The organism is Candidatus Methylomirabilota bacterium, assembly GCA_036005065.1.
In the GTDB taxonomy this organism is placed as follows: domain Bacteria; phylum Methylomirabilota; class Methylomirabilia; order Rokubacteriales; family DASRDR01; genus DASYQW01.
On record DASYQW010000397.1, the window covers coordinates 1 to 14,808 of the forward strand.

A 14,808-nucleotide genomic window follows, 5' to 3' on the forward strand; every position below is an offset into this window, starting at 1 on the left:
CCCTTCGGCGCATATCAGCCGATGAATAGTCCGGCCTAGGCGCCGCCGGCGCCGGATCGTGGCAGGAGTCCCGCCGGATCGTGCTCCGGCCGGCGGCCGCTCATCAGATCCTCCCCTCGAGCCTCCGTCCGGGAACTTTCCGGCGGACCGCCGGTCGAACAGAGGCAAGAGGAGGGCACGTCATGACACGGACCTCGGGATCCCGGCTCGTCCCTTCGCTGCTCCCCCGTCTCCGGATCCGGTGGCGATCGCTTCGATCGCCCGGCCGACGCGCGGGGTGGCTCGCGCTCGCCGCCGCCATCCTCGTGAGTCTCCTGTGGCTCGGCCACCGCCCGCCGACCACCTCGATCCCCGGAGCCGTGCCCCGAGGCTCCGGAGACGTCGGCGGCCTCCGGGGCCACCTGGCGCCCGAGGAGCCCGTCCCCCTCGCGGTCCGGCGCGCCGGGTCTCCCGAGACGGCGCCCACCGGGGCGTGGGGACGGCAGATCATCCGCCAGGCGACGCTGGCGGTCGAGCTCGGAGACGTGGAGCAGGCCATCGCGCGCCTGACCGAGCTGGTCGAAGCGGCCGGGGGCTACGTGGCGGACACCCAGACCCACGCCGATACCGCGGGCGTGACCCGGGCCACCGTCACGGTCTACGTCCCACCGGCCGCGTTCGGCCGGACCCTGCGCGACCTCGAGCCACTCGGCCGCGTGACGTCGCGGCGCATCTCGGGGCAGGACGTGAGCGAGGAGTTCGTGGACCTCGAGGCGCGCGTCCGGAACCTCGAGCGGCACGAAGCCCAGCTCGTCGCCTTCATGGGCAAGGCCCAGAAGGTCGCGGACTTGGTCAGCCTCGAAGGCGAGGTGGCCCGCGTCCGCGGAGAGATCGAGCGACTGACGGGCCGGCTCCGGTTCCTGCGAGCGCGGACGGAGATGGCGGCGATCCAGGTCGGCCTCGTCCGCGTCGGCGCGACTGCTCCGCCCGAGGGGCTGCTGGCCCGCGCCTGGGAGCGTGTCCGCCGGGAGTTCGTCGCGGGGTGGCGGACCGCGTTCGACGTGGCGGTCGGCATCGCCGCGCTGGCCGCGCAGCTCAGCCCGCTGGGGATTCCCGCGGGTCTCGCGTGGGCGCTCTACCGCCGTGTCCGCCGCCAGCCGGCCACCCCCCCGCCCACGGTCGCCGCGTGATCAGCCGGCCTGGATCCCTCGGGCGGCGGTCAGGCGGTGCCGAGCTGGTGGCGGACGGCGCGGGCGGCCTCGAGGCCGGTGGCGGCGGCGGCCTCCATCTCGGGATACTCGAGATAGTCGCCGGCGAGGACGATTCGGCCGAGCGGGCGGTCCAGCGCCGGCTGGAGGCGGGCGCGCCCCGGCGGCGCGTAGGGAATCGCGTGTTCCCAGCGCTGGATCACGACCTCGCGCACGAGGCCCTTCGCCGCTGGCAGGACCGAATACAGGTCGCGCAGCAAGACCTCGTGGATCTGCTCGTCGGTCATCCCGAGAAGACGCCGGCCGCGGTCGCCGCCGCCGTAGACCATCAGGCTGCCGCCGGGCTCGCGCTGGCCTCCCGTGCGGAGCGGGTTGGCGTGGTTGAAGAGCATGTTGAAGGATCTGTCGACGACGGCGATCGCGTAGATCCCGTCCCACGGCACGGGGCCCGTCTCGCCGGTCAGGAACGCGCCGCAGACGAAGGGCCCGTACGGAATCCCGGCGAGGGCGTCGGCCGAGTCCGCCGGGAGCTCCCGAACGATCTCGCGGGTCACGTAGGCGGGGGTGGCGACGATGGCGTGCGCCGCCGAGACCTCCTCCCCGACGCCCCGGCGCGTGAAGCGGACGCGGACCCCATCGGCGGTCGGTACGACCTCTCGGACCCCGGCTCCTGTCACGACGCGCTCTCCCAGGCGGCGGGCGAGCGCCTGCGGCAAGAGCTCCGACCCGCCGATCAGGTTGCGGGCGAGCGTCTGTCCGCCGCCCCAGACCAGCGCGAAGAGGGCCGCGCCGCAGCCTGCCGAGATCTGCTCGGGCCCGGCCGTCACGCGCTCGGCGACGGCCCGGAAGATGCCGGCCACGTCGGGATGGAGCGGCCCGAGGTACTCGGCGAAGGTCTGGTCGTCGCGGTAGGCCAGGACCCGCGCCCGCGTCTGGGCTGGTGACTCTCCGGGGCGCGGGCGCGCCGCCCGCAGGTAGCCCCTGGCCGCCCGGCGGAGGCGGAGCCCGGCGCGGATGAAGGACAGCCGGGCGCTCGAGGACAGCGGCAGACGCAGCGGGTAGGTCTCCGGACGTCCGCTCGCCAGCAGGCGTCCCTTGAACGCGAGCCCCATCCGATTGCCGGGGATGGGCCGGGTCTGGAGGCCCATCTCGGTCACGAGCCGATCGAGCAGCGATCCGGGGCCGCCGAACAGGTGCGCGCCCAGGTTCAGCCAGTAGGGCCCGCGCGGCTCGGAGCGCATCCGGCCGCCGACGCGCTCGGTCGCCTCGAGCACCAGGATGTCGCGGTCACGCAGCGTCCAGCCCGCCGTCAGCCCGGCGATGCCGGCGCCCACGATCACGACGTCGCGTCGTCCCCGCGCCATGGCTCACCCGTGAAAAGGACGCCATCGTAGCACGACCCGGCGCCCTTGACGGTGGCGTCCCGGGTCTGCTAGGGTGCCGGCCGTCATCGGGAGCGGAGGACGCCATGCGCTGGACGCGGACCTTCACGGTCGTGGGCGTGCACGCCGAGGGCGAGGTCGGCAAGGTCGTCATCGGCGGGGTGGTGGACGTGCCCGGCCGGACCATGTTCGACAAGATGCGGTACCTGGCCAAGCACGACGACGGCCTCCGCAAGCTCCTGCTCTTCGAGCCCCGGGGCGCGCCGACGCACTCCGCCAACCTGGTGCTCCCCTCCAGCCATCCCAAGGCCAAGCTCGGCTACGTGATCATGGAGTCGACCGAGTACGCCCCGATGTCCGGCTCCAACACGATCTGCACGGTCACCGCCATCCTGGAGACCGGGATCCTCCCGATGCGGGAGCCGGTCACCGAGCTCACGCTGGAGACTCCCGCCGGCCTGATCGACGTCACCTGCCGCTGCCGCGACGGCAAGGTGCGGGAGGTCAAGTTCAGGAACGTCCCGGCCTTCGTCCAGTACCTGGACGCGTCGGTGGAGGTCGCGGGCCTGGGCACGATCGCCATCGACGTCGCCTACGGCGGCATGCACTACGCGCTCGTGGAGGCGGCCGCCGTGGGCTTCCAGATCACGCCGGACGAGGCGCGGGACATCTGCGTCGTCGGCCAGAAGATCAAGCAGGCGGCCCGCGAGCAGCTGGACGTGGTCCATCCCGAGAACCCCGAGATCCGCGACGTCACCATCATCGGGTTCACGGGACCCATCCGCCGCAAGGGCAAGGGGCTCACGGCTCGTAACACCGTGGTCGTCTCTCCGGGCCGGATCGACCGCTCGCCGTGTGGCACCGGGACGTCGGCCCGTCTGGCCGTGATGCACGCCCGGCGGCAGATCCGGAAGGGCCAGCTCTTCGACCACGAATCGATCATCGGCACGCACTTCCTGAGCGAGGTGGTGGCCACCACCCGGGTGCGGCGGAAGCCGGCCGTGATCACCACCGTCGCCGGCCGCGCGTGGATCACCAGCATCGGCCAGTACGGCTACGACCCCGACGACCCGTTCCCCGAGGGGTACACCCTGTCGGACACCTGGCTCCGGGCGATCTGAGAGGCCGGCGGCGGCCACACCGGACACGAGCCGAACGGAGGCGCCCCATGTGGCTGACCGATGAACAGATAGAGCGGTTCCACCACGACGGGTTTCTCGCCCTCCCGGGACTGTTCTCGAGCGAGGATGCGGCACTGCTCCGGGCCCAGTTGCCGGCGCTGTATGCCGAGCGACGACCCGAGAACTGGCGCGAGAAAGACCGCGAGGCCGTTCGCACGGCCTTCGCCCTCCATCGCCGGAACCGTGTGTTCGGCCGACTGGTCTGTCATCCTCGGCTGCTCGAGCCGGCGATGCAGCTCTGCGGGAGCAAGGTCTATCTCCAGCAGATCAAGGTCAATGCGAAGGCGGCCTTTGCCGGCGACGTCTGGCAGTGGCACCAGGACTTCGCGACGCACCACGCGGAAGACGGCGTGCCGGAGCCGACCGCGCTGAATCTCCACGTCTTTCTGGACGACGTGAACGACTTCAACGGCCCGCTCATGTTCATTCCCGGCTCTCACCGGCACGGACTGCTGGGGGCCGCCCACGACACCGCCACCACCAGCTACCCGTTGTGGACCATCGATCAGGCGAGACTGACCCGGCTGGTCGAGGAGGGAGGCATCGTGACGGTGACCGGGCCGGCCGGCACCGGCTTGATCTTTGGCGACCTGATCGTGCACGGCTCGAACGGCAACATGTCGCCGTGGCCCCGCACGATCTTCTCGGCGATCGCGAACCCGGTGAACAACGCGCAGGTGACGTTCAAGCGCCCCGACTACATCCACGAGCGAGTCTTCACCCCGGTCGAGTGCCTGCCGGATGACTGCCTGTCCTGCGGATGAGCGCCGGTGTGCATCCTCGAGGCCGACCGACGGCGCTATCCCATCACGCCCGCGCCCTGGTAGGCGACCCGCAGCTCCCGGCCCTCGGCAAACCGCTCGAGCCGGTAGGGCGTGATGTCGATCGTTCGCGCCCGGCCCTCGAGGATCTGCTCGGCCATCAGGAGCCCCACGACCGGTGAGAGTGTCCATTCTGTTCCCCTCTGTCGTCCGCGGTTTGGCCGCCAGCATAGCCCACCCGGGGCGCCGCGCGCCAGCGAGGCGCGGCTGCCCTGGCGGGACCGCCCTCGTGCCGGCGGCGCCGCTCCAGGAGTCACGATGTATCCTGGACGCGTCGCCGCGACTCTATTTCGGCCGCCAAGGGAGCGGCTGACTCCGAGGCGCGACATTTGCACGCGGGGGGACCCTGGATGAGCGCGACCGACCTCGAGGCGGGCCTCCGCCGGCTCGGGTACGAGACATTCCGCGCCGGCCAGCGGGAGGCGATCGAGACCCTGCTGGAGCACGGGCGGTTGCTCCTGGTCGCGCCTACCGGCGGCGGCAAGAGCCTGACCTACCAGCTCCCGGCCAGCCTCCTCCCCGGCACGACGCTCGTCATCTCGCCCCTCGTCTCCCTGATGCACGACCAAGTCGAGGCCCTGACGGCCCGCGGGGTGGCCGCGACGTTCCTGGCCTCCACGCTCGACGCGCGCGAGGTCCGTCGCCGTCTCGCGCGCGTGGCGCGCGGCGAGGTCCGGCTCGTCTACGCGGCGCCGGAGCGACTGGTCACCCCGTGGTTCCGGGAGATGCTCGGCGTGCTCGAGTGCCCGCTGGTCGCGGTCGACGAGGCCCACTGCATCAGCGAGTGGGGCCACGACTTCCGCCCGGAATACCTCGAGATCGGCGCGCTGCTCGGCCGCCTGCGCGCGCCGCGCGTGCTCGCCTGCACGGCCACTGCCACGCCGGTCGTCCGCGACGAGATCGTCGCGCGCCTCGGCCTGCCTGCCGACACGCCGCAGCTCGTCCGGGGCTTCGCCCGGCCCAACCTCGCCCTCCGCGCTCGCGAGGTCGGGGGCGCGCGCGAGCGGGCGCGCCTGGTGGACGTGACGCTGGACGAGGCGCTGGACGGGCCGGGGGCCGCGCGAGGCCGGGCCATCGTGTACGCCCCGACGCGCAAAGCCGCCGAAGCCGAGGCGGGACGGCTGGCGGCCCGGGGCTGGCGCGCCGAGGCGTATCACGCCGGGCTCGACGGCCCCACCCGCGATCGGGTGCAGCGGGCCTTTGCCGACGGACAGCTCGAGATCGTCGTCGGCACCAACGCCTTCGGGATGGGCATCGACCGTCCCGACGTCCGGGCGGTCGTGCACCTGGGACCGCCCGGGTCGATCGAGGCGTACTACCAGGAGGTCGGGCGCGCTGGGCGCGACGGGAAGGAGGCGGTCGGACTCCTGCTCATGAGCCCGGGTGACCTGCCGCTGCGCCGCCGGCTGCTCGAGCGGGGCGGCGAGGACGGCCGTCCGGTCGACCCGGCGGTGCTCGAGCACAAGTGGGGTCTGTTCCTCGAGCTGGTGCGCTGGGCGGACGGCGGGAGCTGCCGGCACGACGCCATCCTCCGTTACTTCGGCGACGAGGCCGAGACGCTGGCCGGCTGCGGCCGGTGCGACGTGTGCCAGACGCTCGCGCGCGGCGACGCGCCCCAGGACCTCGACGCCGCCACGCTGATCGTCCGCAGGGCGCTGTCGGGGGTGGCGCGAGTCCACGAGCGCTTCGGGCTCGGGATGGTCGTGAAGCTGGTCCGAGGCGAGTCGGATGCGCGACTGGACCGGGCCGGGCTCACGCGCGTCCCCACGTTCGGGAACCTGCGCGAGCACTCCGAGGAGTGGGTGCGCCGACTCTTGCGCCGGTGCGTGGCCGCCGGGTGGATCGGTCTGAGCGGCGGCGACCGGCCGGTGGTCCGCCTCACCGCGGAGGGCCGGGCCGTCATGCAGGGTACCCGGCTCGCGCGGCTGCTCCTGCCACCGCTCGGCGAACCGGCGCCCGAGGCGGCGCCGCGGCGGCCCGGGTTCCGGGCGGCCGGGACCGGGGACGAGCTGGACGCCGCGGGACAGGCGCTCTTCGAGGCGCTGCGACGCCATCGCCTCGCGCTGGCCCGCGAGGCCGGGGTCGCGCCCTTCGTGATCGCCAGCGACCGCACGCTGCGCGACGTCGCGCGGCTCCGCCCGCGCACGCTCGCCGAGCTGGCACTCGCCCACGGCATCGGGCCGCACAAGGCCGGCCGCTACGGTGAGGGGTTTCTCGGCGTGGTCCGTGACCTTCGGGGTTCGTCGGCGTGACTCGCCCGGCTCCGCTTCCGCGCGCGATCGCGTCGGACGCGGTGTCACGGCGAGCCTAGCCGTGTGTCCGAGTAACCCGGCGCCGGCCACCGAGCGCGGTGGCGCATGAGGAGCGCTCCGAGCGGCGGCTGTGCCGCCGCCACGAGGGGGGGCATCGGGGGGTCTTCCGAGACCCCCCCGAAAAGACCTAGGCGCCGGCAATCGCGCCGGCCGTGAAGCTCTCGGCGATGCGCTCCGAAAAGAAGGCGTACAGTATCACGACCGGAAGGACCGCGATCATCAGGCCGGTCGCCAGCATCCCCACGTTCTCCTGCTGCTCGCCCATCAGGAACATCACACCCAGCGGCAGTGTCCGTTGGCTCTGCTGATTGATGAGCACGACCGCGTACAGGAACTCGTTCCAGAACTCCAGGAAGTTGATGACCATCACCGCGATGATCGCCGGGCGGGCCATCGGAAACATCACTCGCCAGTACATCGTCCACTCGCTGGCTCCATCCAGCCGGGCCGCTTCCTCCAGCTCGCGCGGGATCTGCGCGAAGAACGCCCGGAGGAGGTACAGCGTCAACGGTAAATGAGACGCCGCGTATACCAGGATGAGGCCGAGCAACGTGTTATAGAGGCCGTACTGGACGAGCATCTGGAAGAGCGCCAGAATCGTCACCTGGGGCGGCAACATGATCGCCGAGAAGATCAGGAAGTACAGCGCCTCTTTCAGGGGGAATCGGTACCGAGCGAAGAAGAAAGCGGCCATCGATCCGACGACGACCAGGATCACCGTGGCGGACACGGCCACGATCACCGAGTTTCGGAAGTAGGTCTGATAGCCGAAATCGAACCAGGCCACCCGGAACTTGTCCCAGTGAGCCGGGATGGGCAGCCCGTACGGATTCCGATAGAACTCCTCCGTGCTCCGCAACGAGATGAGCGCCATCCACAGCACCGGGCTCGTCCACAGCACGGTGTAAAGGCACAGACCTCCCGCGATGACGGCTCGGAGGACGCGCGGCGGGGCCAGCGTCAGAACTCCAGTTGCGCCCGGCGATGGAGCACCCGGGTGAGCGCCAGCGTCACGACCAGCATGACCACCAACCACAACGTGGCGACGGCGGATGGGTAGCCAAGATCCAGGGTCTTCCATTCGAATGCGCGCTTGACGATGTAGGTGGCCACGGTCTCCGTCGCCCAGAACGGACCACCATTGGTCATCACCCACACCAGGGCGAACTGCTTGAGCTTGCCGATCACGGACAGCACCACCAGGTTGGCGATCGTCGGCCGCACCAGGGGAATCATGATCGTCCACACGCTTCGCCACCACCCCGCGCCGTCCATCCAGGCCGCCTCGAGCACCGAGGTGGGGAGCGAGCTCAGCGCCGCCAGGAGCACCACCATGTAGAAGCCGACGAACATCCAGGTGGTCACGACGATCAAGGCCGGAAGCGCCGTGCTCAGGCTCCCGAGCCAGGGGCGAGCCAGGTCGCCGAGGCCCACGGCGCGCAGCGCCACGTTGACCGCTCCCCACTCGTGGTTGTAGATCCACATCCAGATCGGCCCTACCACGACGTAGCTCAGCAGAACGGGCGCGAACCAGGCCACGCGGAAGAACCGCGCCCCGGGCACCTTGGCAAAGAGCGCCAGCGCGAGCAGGAAGGCGATCGGGATCTCGACCAGCGGCGAGACCGTCGCCCACAGGACGCTATGCCGTACCGCCTGCCAGATGACATCGTCGGCCGAGAAGATGTCCCGAAAGTTCTGAAGACCCACGAACTCTTGCTGGTCGACCGTCGGCACGACGAACAAGCTGTTGTGCAAGGTACGGAGCATGGGATAGAGCGTGAAGCCGAGGTAGAGAAGGAGCGCTGGGCCCAGGAAGGTCGCGGCCAGGGCCCAGCGGACGGGGGGATCGGGGCGACCGGCTTCCCGTCGCCTACGCACGAACCGGAAGATTCAGCGCACCCGTCGGCGGGAAGCCCCGGCCCTGAGGGGCAGGTCTCCCAGAGTGGCTCAGCCGGGGAGGCACCTGAGATCAGCGGCCGCGGGATCGGGCGTCCTCGAGCTTCTTGGTCGCCTCAGCCACCGAGATCAAACCGGCCGGGAACGCGGAGTTCATCACCTGAGTATAGGCGTCACTCATGCCCGCTTTCATCATGGCCTGCCAGGGTAAGACCACGGGCTTGGCCCGCTGGTTGGCTTCCTCGTACATCTTGAAGTACCAGCCGTACTCGCTCTGAATCTTCGCCGTGTCGGTCTTGATCGTCGAGCGGCTCACCATCTTCGAGGTCCACAAGGCCCCGACGTCCGGATCCGTAGCGGAGTTCAGAATGGCTTTCACCACGTTGATGTGCTTGCTCTTCGCGTTGACCGCGAGGGAGTGGGCGATGGTCAGGAACTTCAGATCGTTGCCCTTGCCATCCTTCACCGCGGGGTAGTTCAGCATCCCCAGCTCAAAATCTTTCGGCTGGCCCCCGGCCTCGACGGGTTGAAAGGCGCGGAAGGTGTACCAGCTGCCGACCGGCATGAAGCAGGCCCGCTGTTCGGTATGGAAGTAGCGGTGAGCCTCCCCCAGTCGCAAGCTGCTGATGCTGGCCGGGTAGGCCTTCATGTCGATCAGGCTCTTGTGGTAGCCGAGCACCTCCTGGACACGCGAGTCGTTCCAGGTGACGCGTCCACCGCCCGCCCACAGGTCCCGCAGGTCCGGCTCACCGAGTTTGTGGAGGAGCAGATAGTTGGTGACGTAGGTTCCCGGATAGGGTCGATCGCCAACCCCGATCGCGAAGCCACTCTTCCCGGCTTCCACGCACTTCTTGACGACCTCGGCGAACGTCTTGCCATCGAACTGCAGAGTGGACGGGACGGTCACGCCCAACTCTCGGAGGAGCCTCTTGTTGTAGTAGAGCTCGTCCGTGGACGCGTCGACCGGCAGGGCCCAGACGCCCACCTTCCCTCGCGGCCCGGGTCGAGTCCAGTGCTGCTTCGCCCACGGCTCGACGTTGTTCCAGCTGATGCCGTCGGCCAGGTCGGCGAGCAATCCGCCCCCGATGAACTCGGGGACGTCGTCGTCATAGTAAAACAGATCCGGTCCCTCTCCGGCTTGGAAGGCACTCCGGATGGCTGGCCACATGTCCTTCTTGTGGTACCACGTGAACTCGACCTTCACCCCCGGATTCGCCTTCTCGAACCGGCGCGCGACCTCCATCCACACCGCTCGGACACCTTCGGAATCCGCGGGGTGTTGCCACCATCGGATGGTGACTGGCGGCGTCTGAGCCGGGGCGCTCTGCGGCGTGCCGACGACGACAGTCCCTCCGAAAATGAGAGCGCCGGCCGCCAGAGACCACGCGGCGACCGTCGCGGCCATCGATGAGCGATCCGAGCGTCTGTCGGGGCAACGCGTCATATCACCCTCCAGCGACCGATGTGGTCTCTCGCGCACTCCAGAAGCAGCTCGCTGAGTGCGCGTATACTACATGGCGGAGTTCCGGGTCAAGGGGAGGCATGCTCAGCCCCCGGCGTCGAGGCCCATCGAAGCCTGATGCTTCCCCCGGGACCGTCGTGTCTCGGGCGTGGCCAGGCCGCGGGCGCGGCACATCCGCGGCGCCGTTCATCTCGTCTCGGAGGCTACGGTGAGCCGGTTGGCGCTCGGGATGAAGATCTACACCACCGACTGGCACACCTGGTACGGGCGGGATTACGCCGAGGCCGCCCACCAGCTCCGCGCCCTGGGTGTCAGCTTCGCCTTCGTGCTCAACTCGGTGGATTCCGCCCCGGTCAGCGGAACCCCGAGCCGAGTCGCCGAGCGCTATCGCGATCGAGCGCTGAGCTATAGTGATCGGGCCCTGCGGGCCGCACTCCACCAGGTCGGGATCAGATACTACGCCGCGTTCTCGATGTTCTTCGATCCCGTTCATCTCCGACAGCATCGAGAGCTCACCCCCGTGAATGTCTTCGGCGATCCGATGCCGCAGGTCGGCTGGTACATCGGCCTCTGTCCCTCCAGCGAGGAGTACCTTCAGCACAAGATCGGGGTCATCGACCGCGTCAGTCGGGAGTTGAGTCCGGATGGAATCTTCTTGACGGTCATTCGCTTCCCTGGCTTCTGGGAGCGCTGGGTGGCCGGATACCGGCGAAGCCCGAGCGACGAGTACTGCTTCTGCACTCGGTGCCTCGACCGCTTCTCGACCGAGACGGGCATCCGGGTCGAGGGAGGCCAAGAACGCTCTGACGGCTGGCTGGGATGGCTCACGACCCATCGCTCCCAATGGACCGAGTGGAAATGCCAGGTCATCCGGCACGTCGTGTCCCGCGTGCGACGCGCGGTCGGCGAGACCCAGCCCCAGTGCGACGTCGCCTTCAATACGGTGCCCTTTCGGACCGCTGATTTCGGAAACGCCATCGAGGAAGTGTTCGGCCAGCATCGCGAGAAGCTGGCGCCCCTGGTCGATGCGTTCGAGCTGATGACTTACCACCAGGTACTCAAGCGGCCGCCACCGTTCATCACCCAGGTCGCCAACGAAGCCAAGGCGCAGACCGCGAAACGCATCTACTGCACCGTCTTCACCCGGCCACGCTACCTCGAGGGCGTCTACGAGCCGGACCGGCGACATCCCTCGATCACCGCCGATGAGGTGGCGGCGGTGCTCCAGGCGGTCGCGGACTCTCGGGCCGACGGAGTGGTCCTCCGGTGGGAGGATTATCTGGAGGACCTGCGAACACCCGACGACAGCAAGGGACGGGTCCTCCATTCGGCGCTGGCCCGTCTCCTGGCCGCGCCGCCGTGAGTGCCGGCTCGGCTTGCCCTCCCGGGGACTCGTAGCGACTCGGGTCAGACCGCGAACCGGTAGTCTGAGAGGCGAGAGGGGGGCTGGCTCAGACGGCGAAGGGGTAGGTCTCGGGCGGCTCCCCCCGTTCCCAGCCGGCCGTGCGGTCGAGCGGCTCGACCGCCCGCGTCTCGTCGAAGTGCAAGACGGCGTCGAACTGCTCGGCGAGTCGCGCCTCGAAGTAGTGACTCGCGCGCTCCGTCTCCGGACGGTACACGACGCCGATCGCCCGCTCCAGACGCGGATGGCCGAGGGCACGGGCCAGTCCGTCCTCGCCCCGCAGCACGAGGAGAAAGCGCGGCAGCCCGGCGTCGTGGAAGAGCGCCTCCCAGCTTCCGGCGAGCGGCGTCCGGACCCGCTTCCGCTCGGCCGGCTCGCCCCAGTCGTCGGCGGCGGTGACCGTGCCCCTGGCCGTGGTGAAGCCCACCAGCACCGCCGCCGCGCCGTAGCGCTCGCGGACGAGTTGCCCGACATTCAGCTCGCCGCGGGCGCCCATCTCGGTGGCCCGCGCGTCGCCCAGGTGCGAATTGTGCGCCCAGACCACGAGCTTGGCCGGTCCGTCCGGCCGGTCGAGGTGCCGGGCGAGCGCCTCCAGCGTCTCCGTCATGTGCCGGTCGCGCAGGTTCCACGACTCGACCTGGCCTCGGAACATCGTCCGGTAGTAGGCTTCGGCGTTGCGGACGACCCGCGCGTTCTGTTCGGCGACGAAGAACGCGTCGGCCGCGACGCGACCGTCCCGCGACGCGAGCTCGCTCGCGCGCCGCCGTAGTTCCACGAGCTGAGCCACCACCGCGTCCTCGCACGAGTGCTCGAGGCCGAGTCCGGCGGCGTAGCCGTAGCGCTGCACGTCTTCGCCGAACTGCTCGAAGCAGGCGTAGCGCGATCGCGCGCGACGGCCACCCACCGGGTCGACGGTGTCGAGATAGGCGAGCACGGCCGCCATCGACGCGTGCAGACTGTACAGGTCGAGGCCGTAGAACCCGGCCCGCTCGGCCTCGGGGCGGCGCTCGTTGTGGGCGCGGAGCCACCCGACGAAGTCGAGGACGTCCGCGTTCCGCCACATCCAGGTGGGGAAGCGGGTGAACTCCGCCAGCGCCTCGACGCCGCTGGCCGCCTCGCCCGTGCCCCGGACGTAGCGGTTCACCCGGAAGGCGTCGGGCCAGTCGGCCTCGGCCGCCACCGCCCTGAACCCCCGCTCGGCGATGAGCCGCCGGGTGATCAGGCCTCGCTCCCGGTAGAACTCGTGGGTCCCGTGCGAGGCCTCGCCGAGGAGGACCAGTCGTGCCTCGCCGATCAGGTCCAACAGCGGGTCATAATCGGCGGGAGCGCCGACGAGTGGCCGGGTGGCCCGCCGAATGGTTGCGTTGAGCGTCTTGTGCACCGTGGATTCGGGGAGTTGCAAGGCAGGTACCGGGGCCCGCGGCGGTATCGCGATTGCACACCCCAGGCGCCGTGGTGCCGGCTTCCCCGGAGGAACCGTCGATGACACGCTTCCGCGATCGCCTGGACGCCGGCCGGCGGCTGGCCGCCAAGCTCGGCGACTACGCCGGCCGGCGTGACCTGCTCGTACTGGCGCTGCCGCGGGGCGGCGTCCCGGTGGCATTCGAGGTCGCGCGGGCGCTCGGGGCGCCGCTCGACGTCTTCCTGGTCCGGAAACTCGGAGTGCCCGGCCACCGGGAACTCGCGATGGGCGCCATCGCCACCGGCGGCGTGCGCGTCCTCAACCCGGAGGTGATCCGCGCGCTCCGGCTCCCGCCGGAAGCCGTGGAGGCCGTCGCCGCCAGCGAGCAGGAAGAGTTGGCTCGCCGGGAGCGCGCCTACCGCGGCCAGCGACCGCCCCCGAACGTTCAGGGCCGAATCGTCATCCTGGTGGACGACGGGCTCGCGACCGGCGCGACCATGCGGGCGGCGGCGGCCGCGCTGCGCCGCTTCGACCCGGCGCGGATCGTCGTGGCGGTCCCGACGGCCGCGCCCGAGACCTGCCGGATGCTCCGCGCCGAGGTGGACGACGTCGTCTGCGCCGAAACCCCCGACCCCTTCGTCGCGGTCGGCCTGTGGTACGACGACTTTTCCGAGACGACGGACGACGAAGTCCGCCTCTGGCTCGAGCGGTCGGCGGCGGAGGGGCTCGCCGCATGATCGAGGGACGCGACGTACTGGTGGCCGCGAGTGGCCACGCGCTGCCAGGAAGCCTGCGCATCCCGGACGGGGCTCGGGGCGTCGTGGTGTTTGCGCACGGGAGCGGCAGTAGCCGTCACAGCCCGCGGAACCGGTACGTCGCCAGCGTGCTGGTGGAGACCGGTCTCGCCACGCTCCTGATGGACCTCCTCACTCCGCGCGAAGAGGCGATCGACGCCACGACCGGCCGCCTGCGGTTCGACATCGGCTTGCTGGCCGAGCGACTCATCGGCGCCACCGACTGGCTCGGCGCCGAGCGGGAGACGCGCGACCTGCGCGTCGGCTACTTCGGGGCCAGCACCGGCGCCGCCGCGGCGCTGGTCGCGGCGGCCGAGCGGCCCGACCGCGTCGACGCGGTCGTCTCGCGCGGCGGCCGCCCCGATCTGGCGGGCGCGGCCCTGGCCCGGGTGAAGTCACCCACCCTGCTGATCGTCGGCAGCCGCGACCTCGCGGTGATCGGCCTGAACCGGGACGCGCTCACCCGGTTGCGAGCAGAGGCGCGGATCGAGATCATTCCCGGCGCGACCCACCTGTTCGAAGAGCCAGGCGCCCTCGAGCAGGTGGCGGACCTCGCCCGGCTGTGGTTAACCCGATACCTGGGGCGCGGTCGCGCCGCCCGGCGGGTGAGCTGAGTCGCATCGAAGGAGATCGCCGCCTCGAGGCTCCTGACGCGAAGGGAGAAAGGAAGGGCGCGATGCCAGCCAGGCGAAATGACGCCCCGAAAGACTCACCCGACAAGAGCGAGCGCCGTGGCCGGAAGGAAGACGACAAAGACCGGGAGCGCACACCCGCGCGGCGAGGCCTGGTGATCGGGCCGACCACCGGCGGCCCCGACGTTGAAGTCGCCTGGCGGCGCCCCGGGCGACCGCGCACTCGACGCGAAGGCTAGCCTGCGGGTGTCGTTCCGACACATGGTCGCGATGAGGGAGTAGTTCACCGGGCGACCCGGCGACTGACGCAGCGAGGCGAGGATGGCGGAGCAAGCGC

Annotated in this window: 13 protein-coding genes; 7 read left to right on the forward strand and 6 right to left on the reverse strand. The window is 70.4% G+C overall.

Going from position 1 to position 14,808, the window contains the following annotated elements; translation table 11 throughout:
• Positions 1-182 precede the first annotated feature (182 nt).
• Positions 183-1,169, forward strand: a complete 987-nt coding sequence (locus VGW35_26385) for a DUF4349 domain-containing protein (protein HEV8311206.1) — start codon at positions 183-185, stop codon at positions 1,167-1,169.
• 29 nt (positions 1,170-1,198) lie between these two features.
• Here VGW35_26385 and VGW35_26390 read toward each other — a convergent pair whose 3' ends face one another.
• Entirely contained in the window at positions 1,199-2,551 is a 1,353-nt protein-coding gene (locus VGW35_26390) for an NAD(P)/FAD-dependent oxidoreductase (GenBank protein HEV8311207.1), read from the reverse strand.
• Positions 2,552-2,655: 104 nt separating this feature from the next.
• Between VGW35_26390 and VGW35_26395 the strand changes: the two genes are divergently transcribed.
• Both VGW35_26395 and VGW35_26400 read left to right on the forward strand, forming a co-directional pair.
• The gene (locus tag VGW35_26395) at positions 2,656-3,690 is read left to right on the forward strand and encodes a proline racemase family protein (GenBank protein ID HEV8311208.1); all 1,035 of its coding nucleotides are present in this window, start codon (positions 2,656-2,658) and stop codon (positions 3,688-3,690) included.
• 47 nt (positions 3,691-3,737) lie between these two features.
• A complete protein-coding gene (locus tag VGW35_26400; GenBank protein ID HEV8311209.1) occupies positions 3,738-4,514 on the forward strand; it encodes a phytanoyl-CoA dioxygenase family protein in 777 nt (258 codons plus the stop codon).
• 35 nt (positions 4,515-4,549) lie between these two features.
• Here the strand turns inward: VGW35_26400 and VGW35_26405 are convergent, their stop codons facing one another.
• Positions 4,550-4,672, reverse strand: a complete 123-nt coding sequence (locus VGW35_26405) for a hypothetical protein (GenBank protein HEV8311210.1) — start codon at positions 4,670-4,672, stop codon at positions 4,550-4,552.
• A 249-nt stretch (positions 4,673-4,921) separates the two neighbouring features.
• Here VGW35_26405 and VGW35_26410 point away from each other — a divergent pair, with 249 nt between their 5' ends.
• Entirely contained in the window at positions 4,922-6,823 is a 1,902-nt protein-coding gene (locus VGW35_26410; protein HEV8311211.1) for a RecQ family ATP-dependent DNA helicase, read from the forward strand.
• Positions 6,824-7,010: 187 nt separating this feature from the next.
• Here the strand turns inward: VGW35_26410 and VGW35_26415 are convergent, their stop codons facing one another.
• From VGW35_26415 to VGW35_26425, 3 genes are all read right to left on the reverse strand, one after another.
• Positions 7,011-7,757, reverse strand: coding sequence for a carbohydrate ABC transporter permease (locus VGW35_26415; protein HEV8311212.1), 747 nt, complete (start codon positions 7,755-7,757; stop codon positions 7,011-7,013).
• Between the two features lie 86 nt (positions 7,758-7,843).
• On the reverse strand, positions 7,844-8,761 hold the full coding sequence (locus VGW35_26420; protein ID HEV8311213.1) for a sugar ABC transporter permease: 918 nt from the start codon (positions 8,759-8,761) through the stop codon (positions 7,844-7,846).
• Between the two features lie 91 nt (positions 8,762-8,852).
• Positions 8,853-10,022, reverse strand: coding sequence for an extracellular solute-binding protein (locus VGW35_26425; protein ID HEV8311214.1), 1,170 nt, complete (start codon positions 10,020-10,022; stop codon positions 8,853-8,855).
• A gap of 427 nt (positions 10,023-10,449) precedes the next feature.
• On the opposite strand from VGW35_26425, the gene VGW35_26430 reads away from it, so the two are divergent.
• Positions 10,450-11,604, forward strand: a complete 1,155-nt coding sequence (locus VGW35_26430) for a hypothetical protein (protein ID HEV8311215.1) — start codon at positions 10,450-10,452, stop codon at positions 11,602-11,604.
• 88 nt (positions 11,605-11,692) lie between these two features.
• Here VGW35_26430 and VGW35_26435 read toward each other — a convergent pair whose 3' ends face one another.
• On the reverse strand, positions 11,693-13,024 hold the full coding sequence (locus VGW35_26435) for an erythromycin esterase family protein (protein HEV8311216.1): 1,332 nt from the start codon (positions 13,022-13,024) through the stop codon (positions 11,693-11,695).
• Between the two features lie 101 nt (positions 13,025-13,125).
• Here VGW35_26435 and VGW35_26440 point away from each other — a divergent pair, with 101 nt between their 5' ends.
• Entirely contained in the window at positions 13,126-13,782 is a 657-nt protein-coding gene (locus tag VGW35_26440) for a phosphoribosyltransferase (protein HEV8311217.1), read from the forward strand.
• A complete protein-coding gene (locus VGW35_26445; protein ID HEV8311218.1) occupies positions 13,779-14,453 on the forward strand; it encodes a dienelactone hydrolase family protein in 675 nt (224 codons plus the stop codon). The genes VGW35_26440 and VGW35_26445 overlap by 4 nt, the downstream gene beginning before the upstream one ends.
• Positions 14,454-14,808: the final 355 nt, after the last annotated feature.

Coding starts and splice junctions, on each gene's coding strand:
- VGW35_26400 (HEV8311209.1), top strand. CDS start 3,738: ATGTGGCTGACCGATGAACAGATAGAGCGGTTCCACCACGACGGGTTT.
- VGW35_26425 (HEV8311214.1), bottom strand. CDS start 10,022: ATGGAGGTCGCGCGCCGGTTCGAGAAGGCGAATCCGGGGGTGAAGGTC.
- VGW35_26415 (HEV8311212.1), bottom strand. CDS start 7,757: ATGGCGCTCATCTCGTTGCGGAGCACGGAGGAGTTCTATCGGAATCCG.
- VGW35_26405 (HEV8311210.1), bottom strand. CDS start 4,672: ATGGCCGAGCAGATCCTCGAGGGCCGGGCGCGAACGATCGACATCACG.
- VGW35_26395 (HEV8311208.1), top strand. CDS start 2,656: ATGCGCTGGACGCGGACCTTCACGGTCGTGGGCGTGCACGCCGAGGGC.
- VGW35_26410 (HEV8311211.1), top strand. CDS start 4,922: ATGAGCGCGACCGACCTCGAGGCGGGCCTCCGCCGGCTCGGGTACGAG.
- VGW35_26445 (HEV8311218.1), top strand. CDS start 13,779: ATGATCGAGGGACGCGACGTACTGGTGGCCGCGAGTGGCCACGCGCTG.
- VGW35_26390 (HEV8311207.1), bottom strand. CDS start 2,551: ATGGCGCGGGGACGACGCGACGTCGTGATCGTGGGCGCCGGCATCGCC.
- VGW35_26440 (HEV8311217.1), top strand. CDS start 13,126: ATGACACGCTTCCGCGATCGCCTGGACGCCGGCCGGCGGCTGGCCGCC.
- VGW35_26385 (HEV8311206.1), top strand. CDS start 183: ATGACACGGACCTCGGGATCCCGGCTCGTCCCTTCGCTGCTCCCCCGT.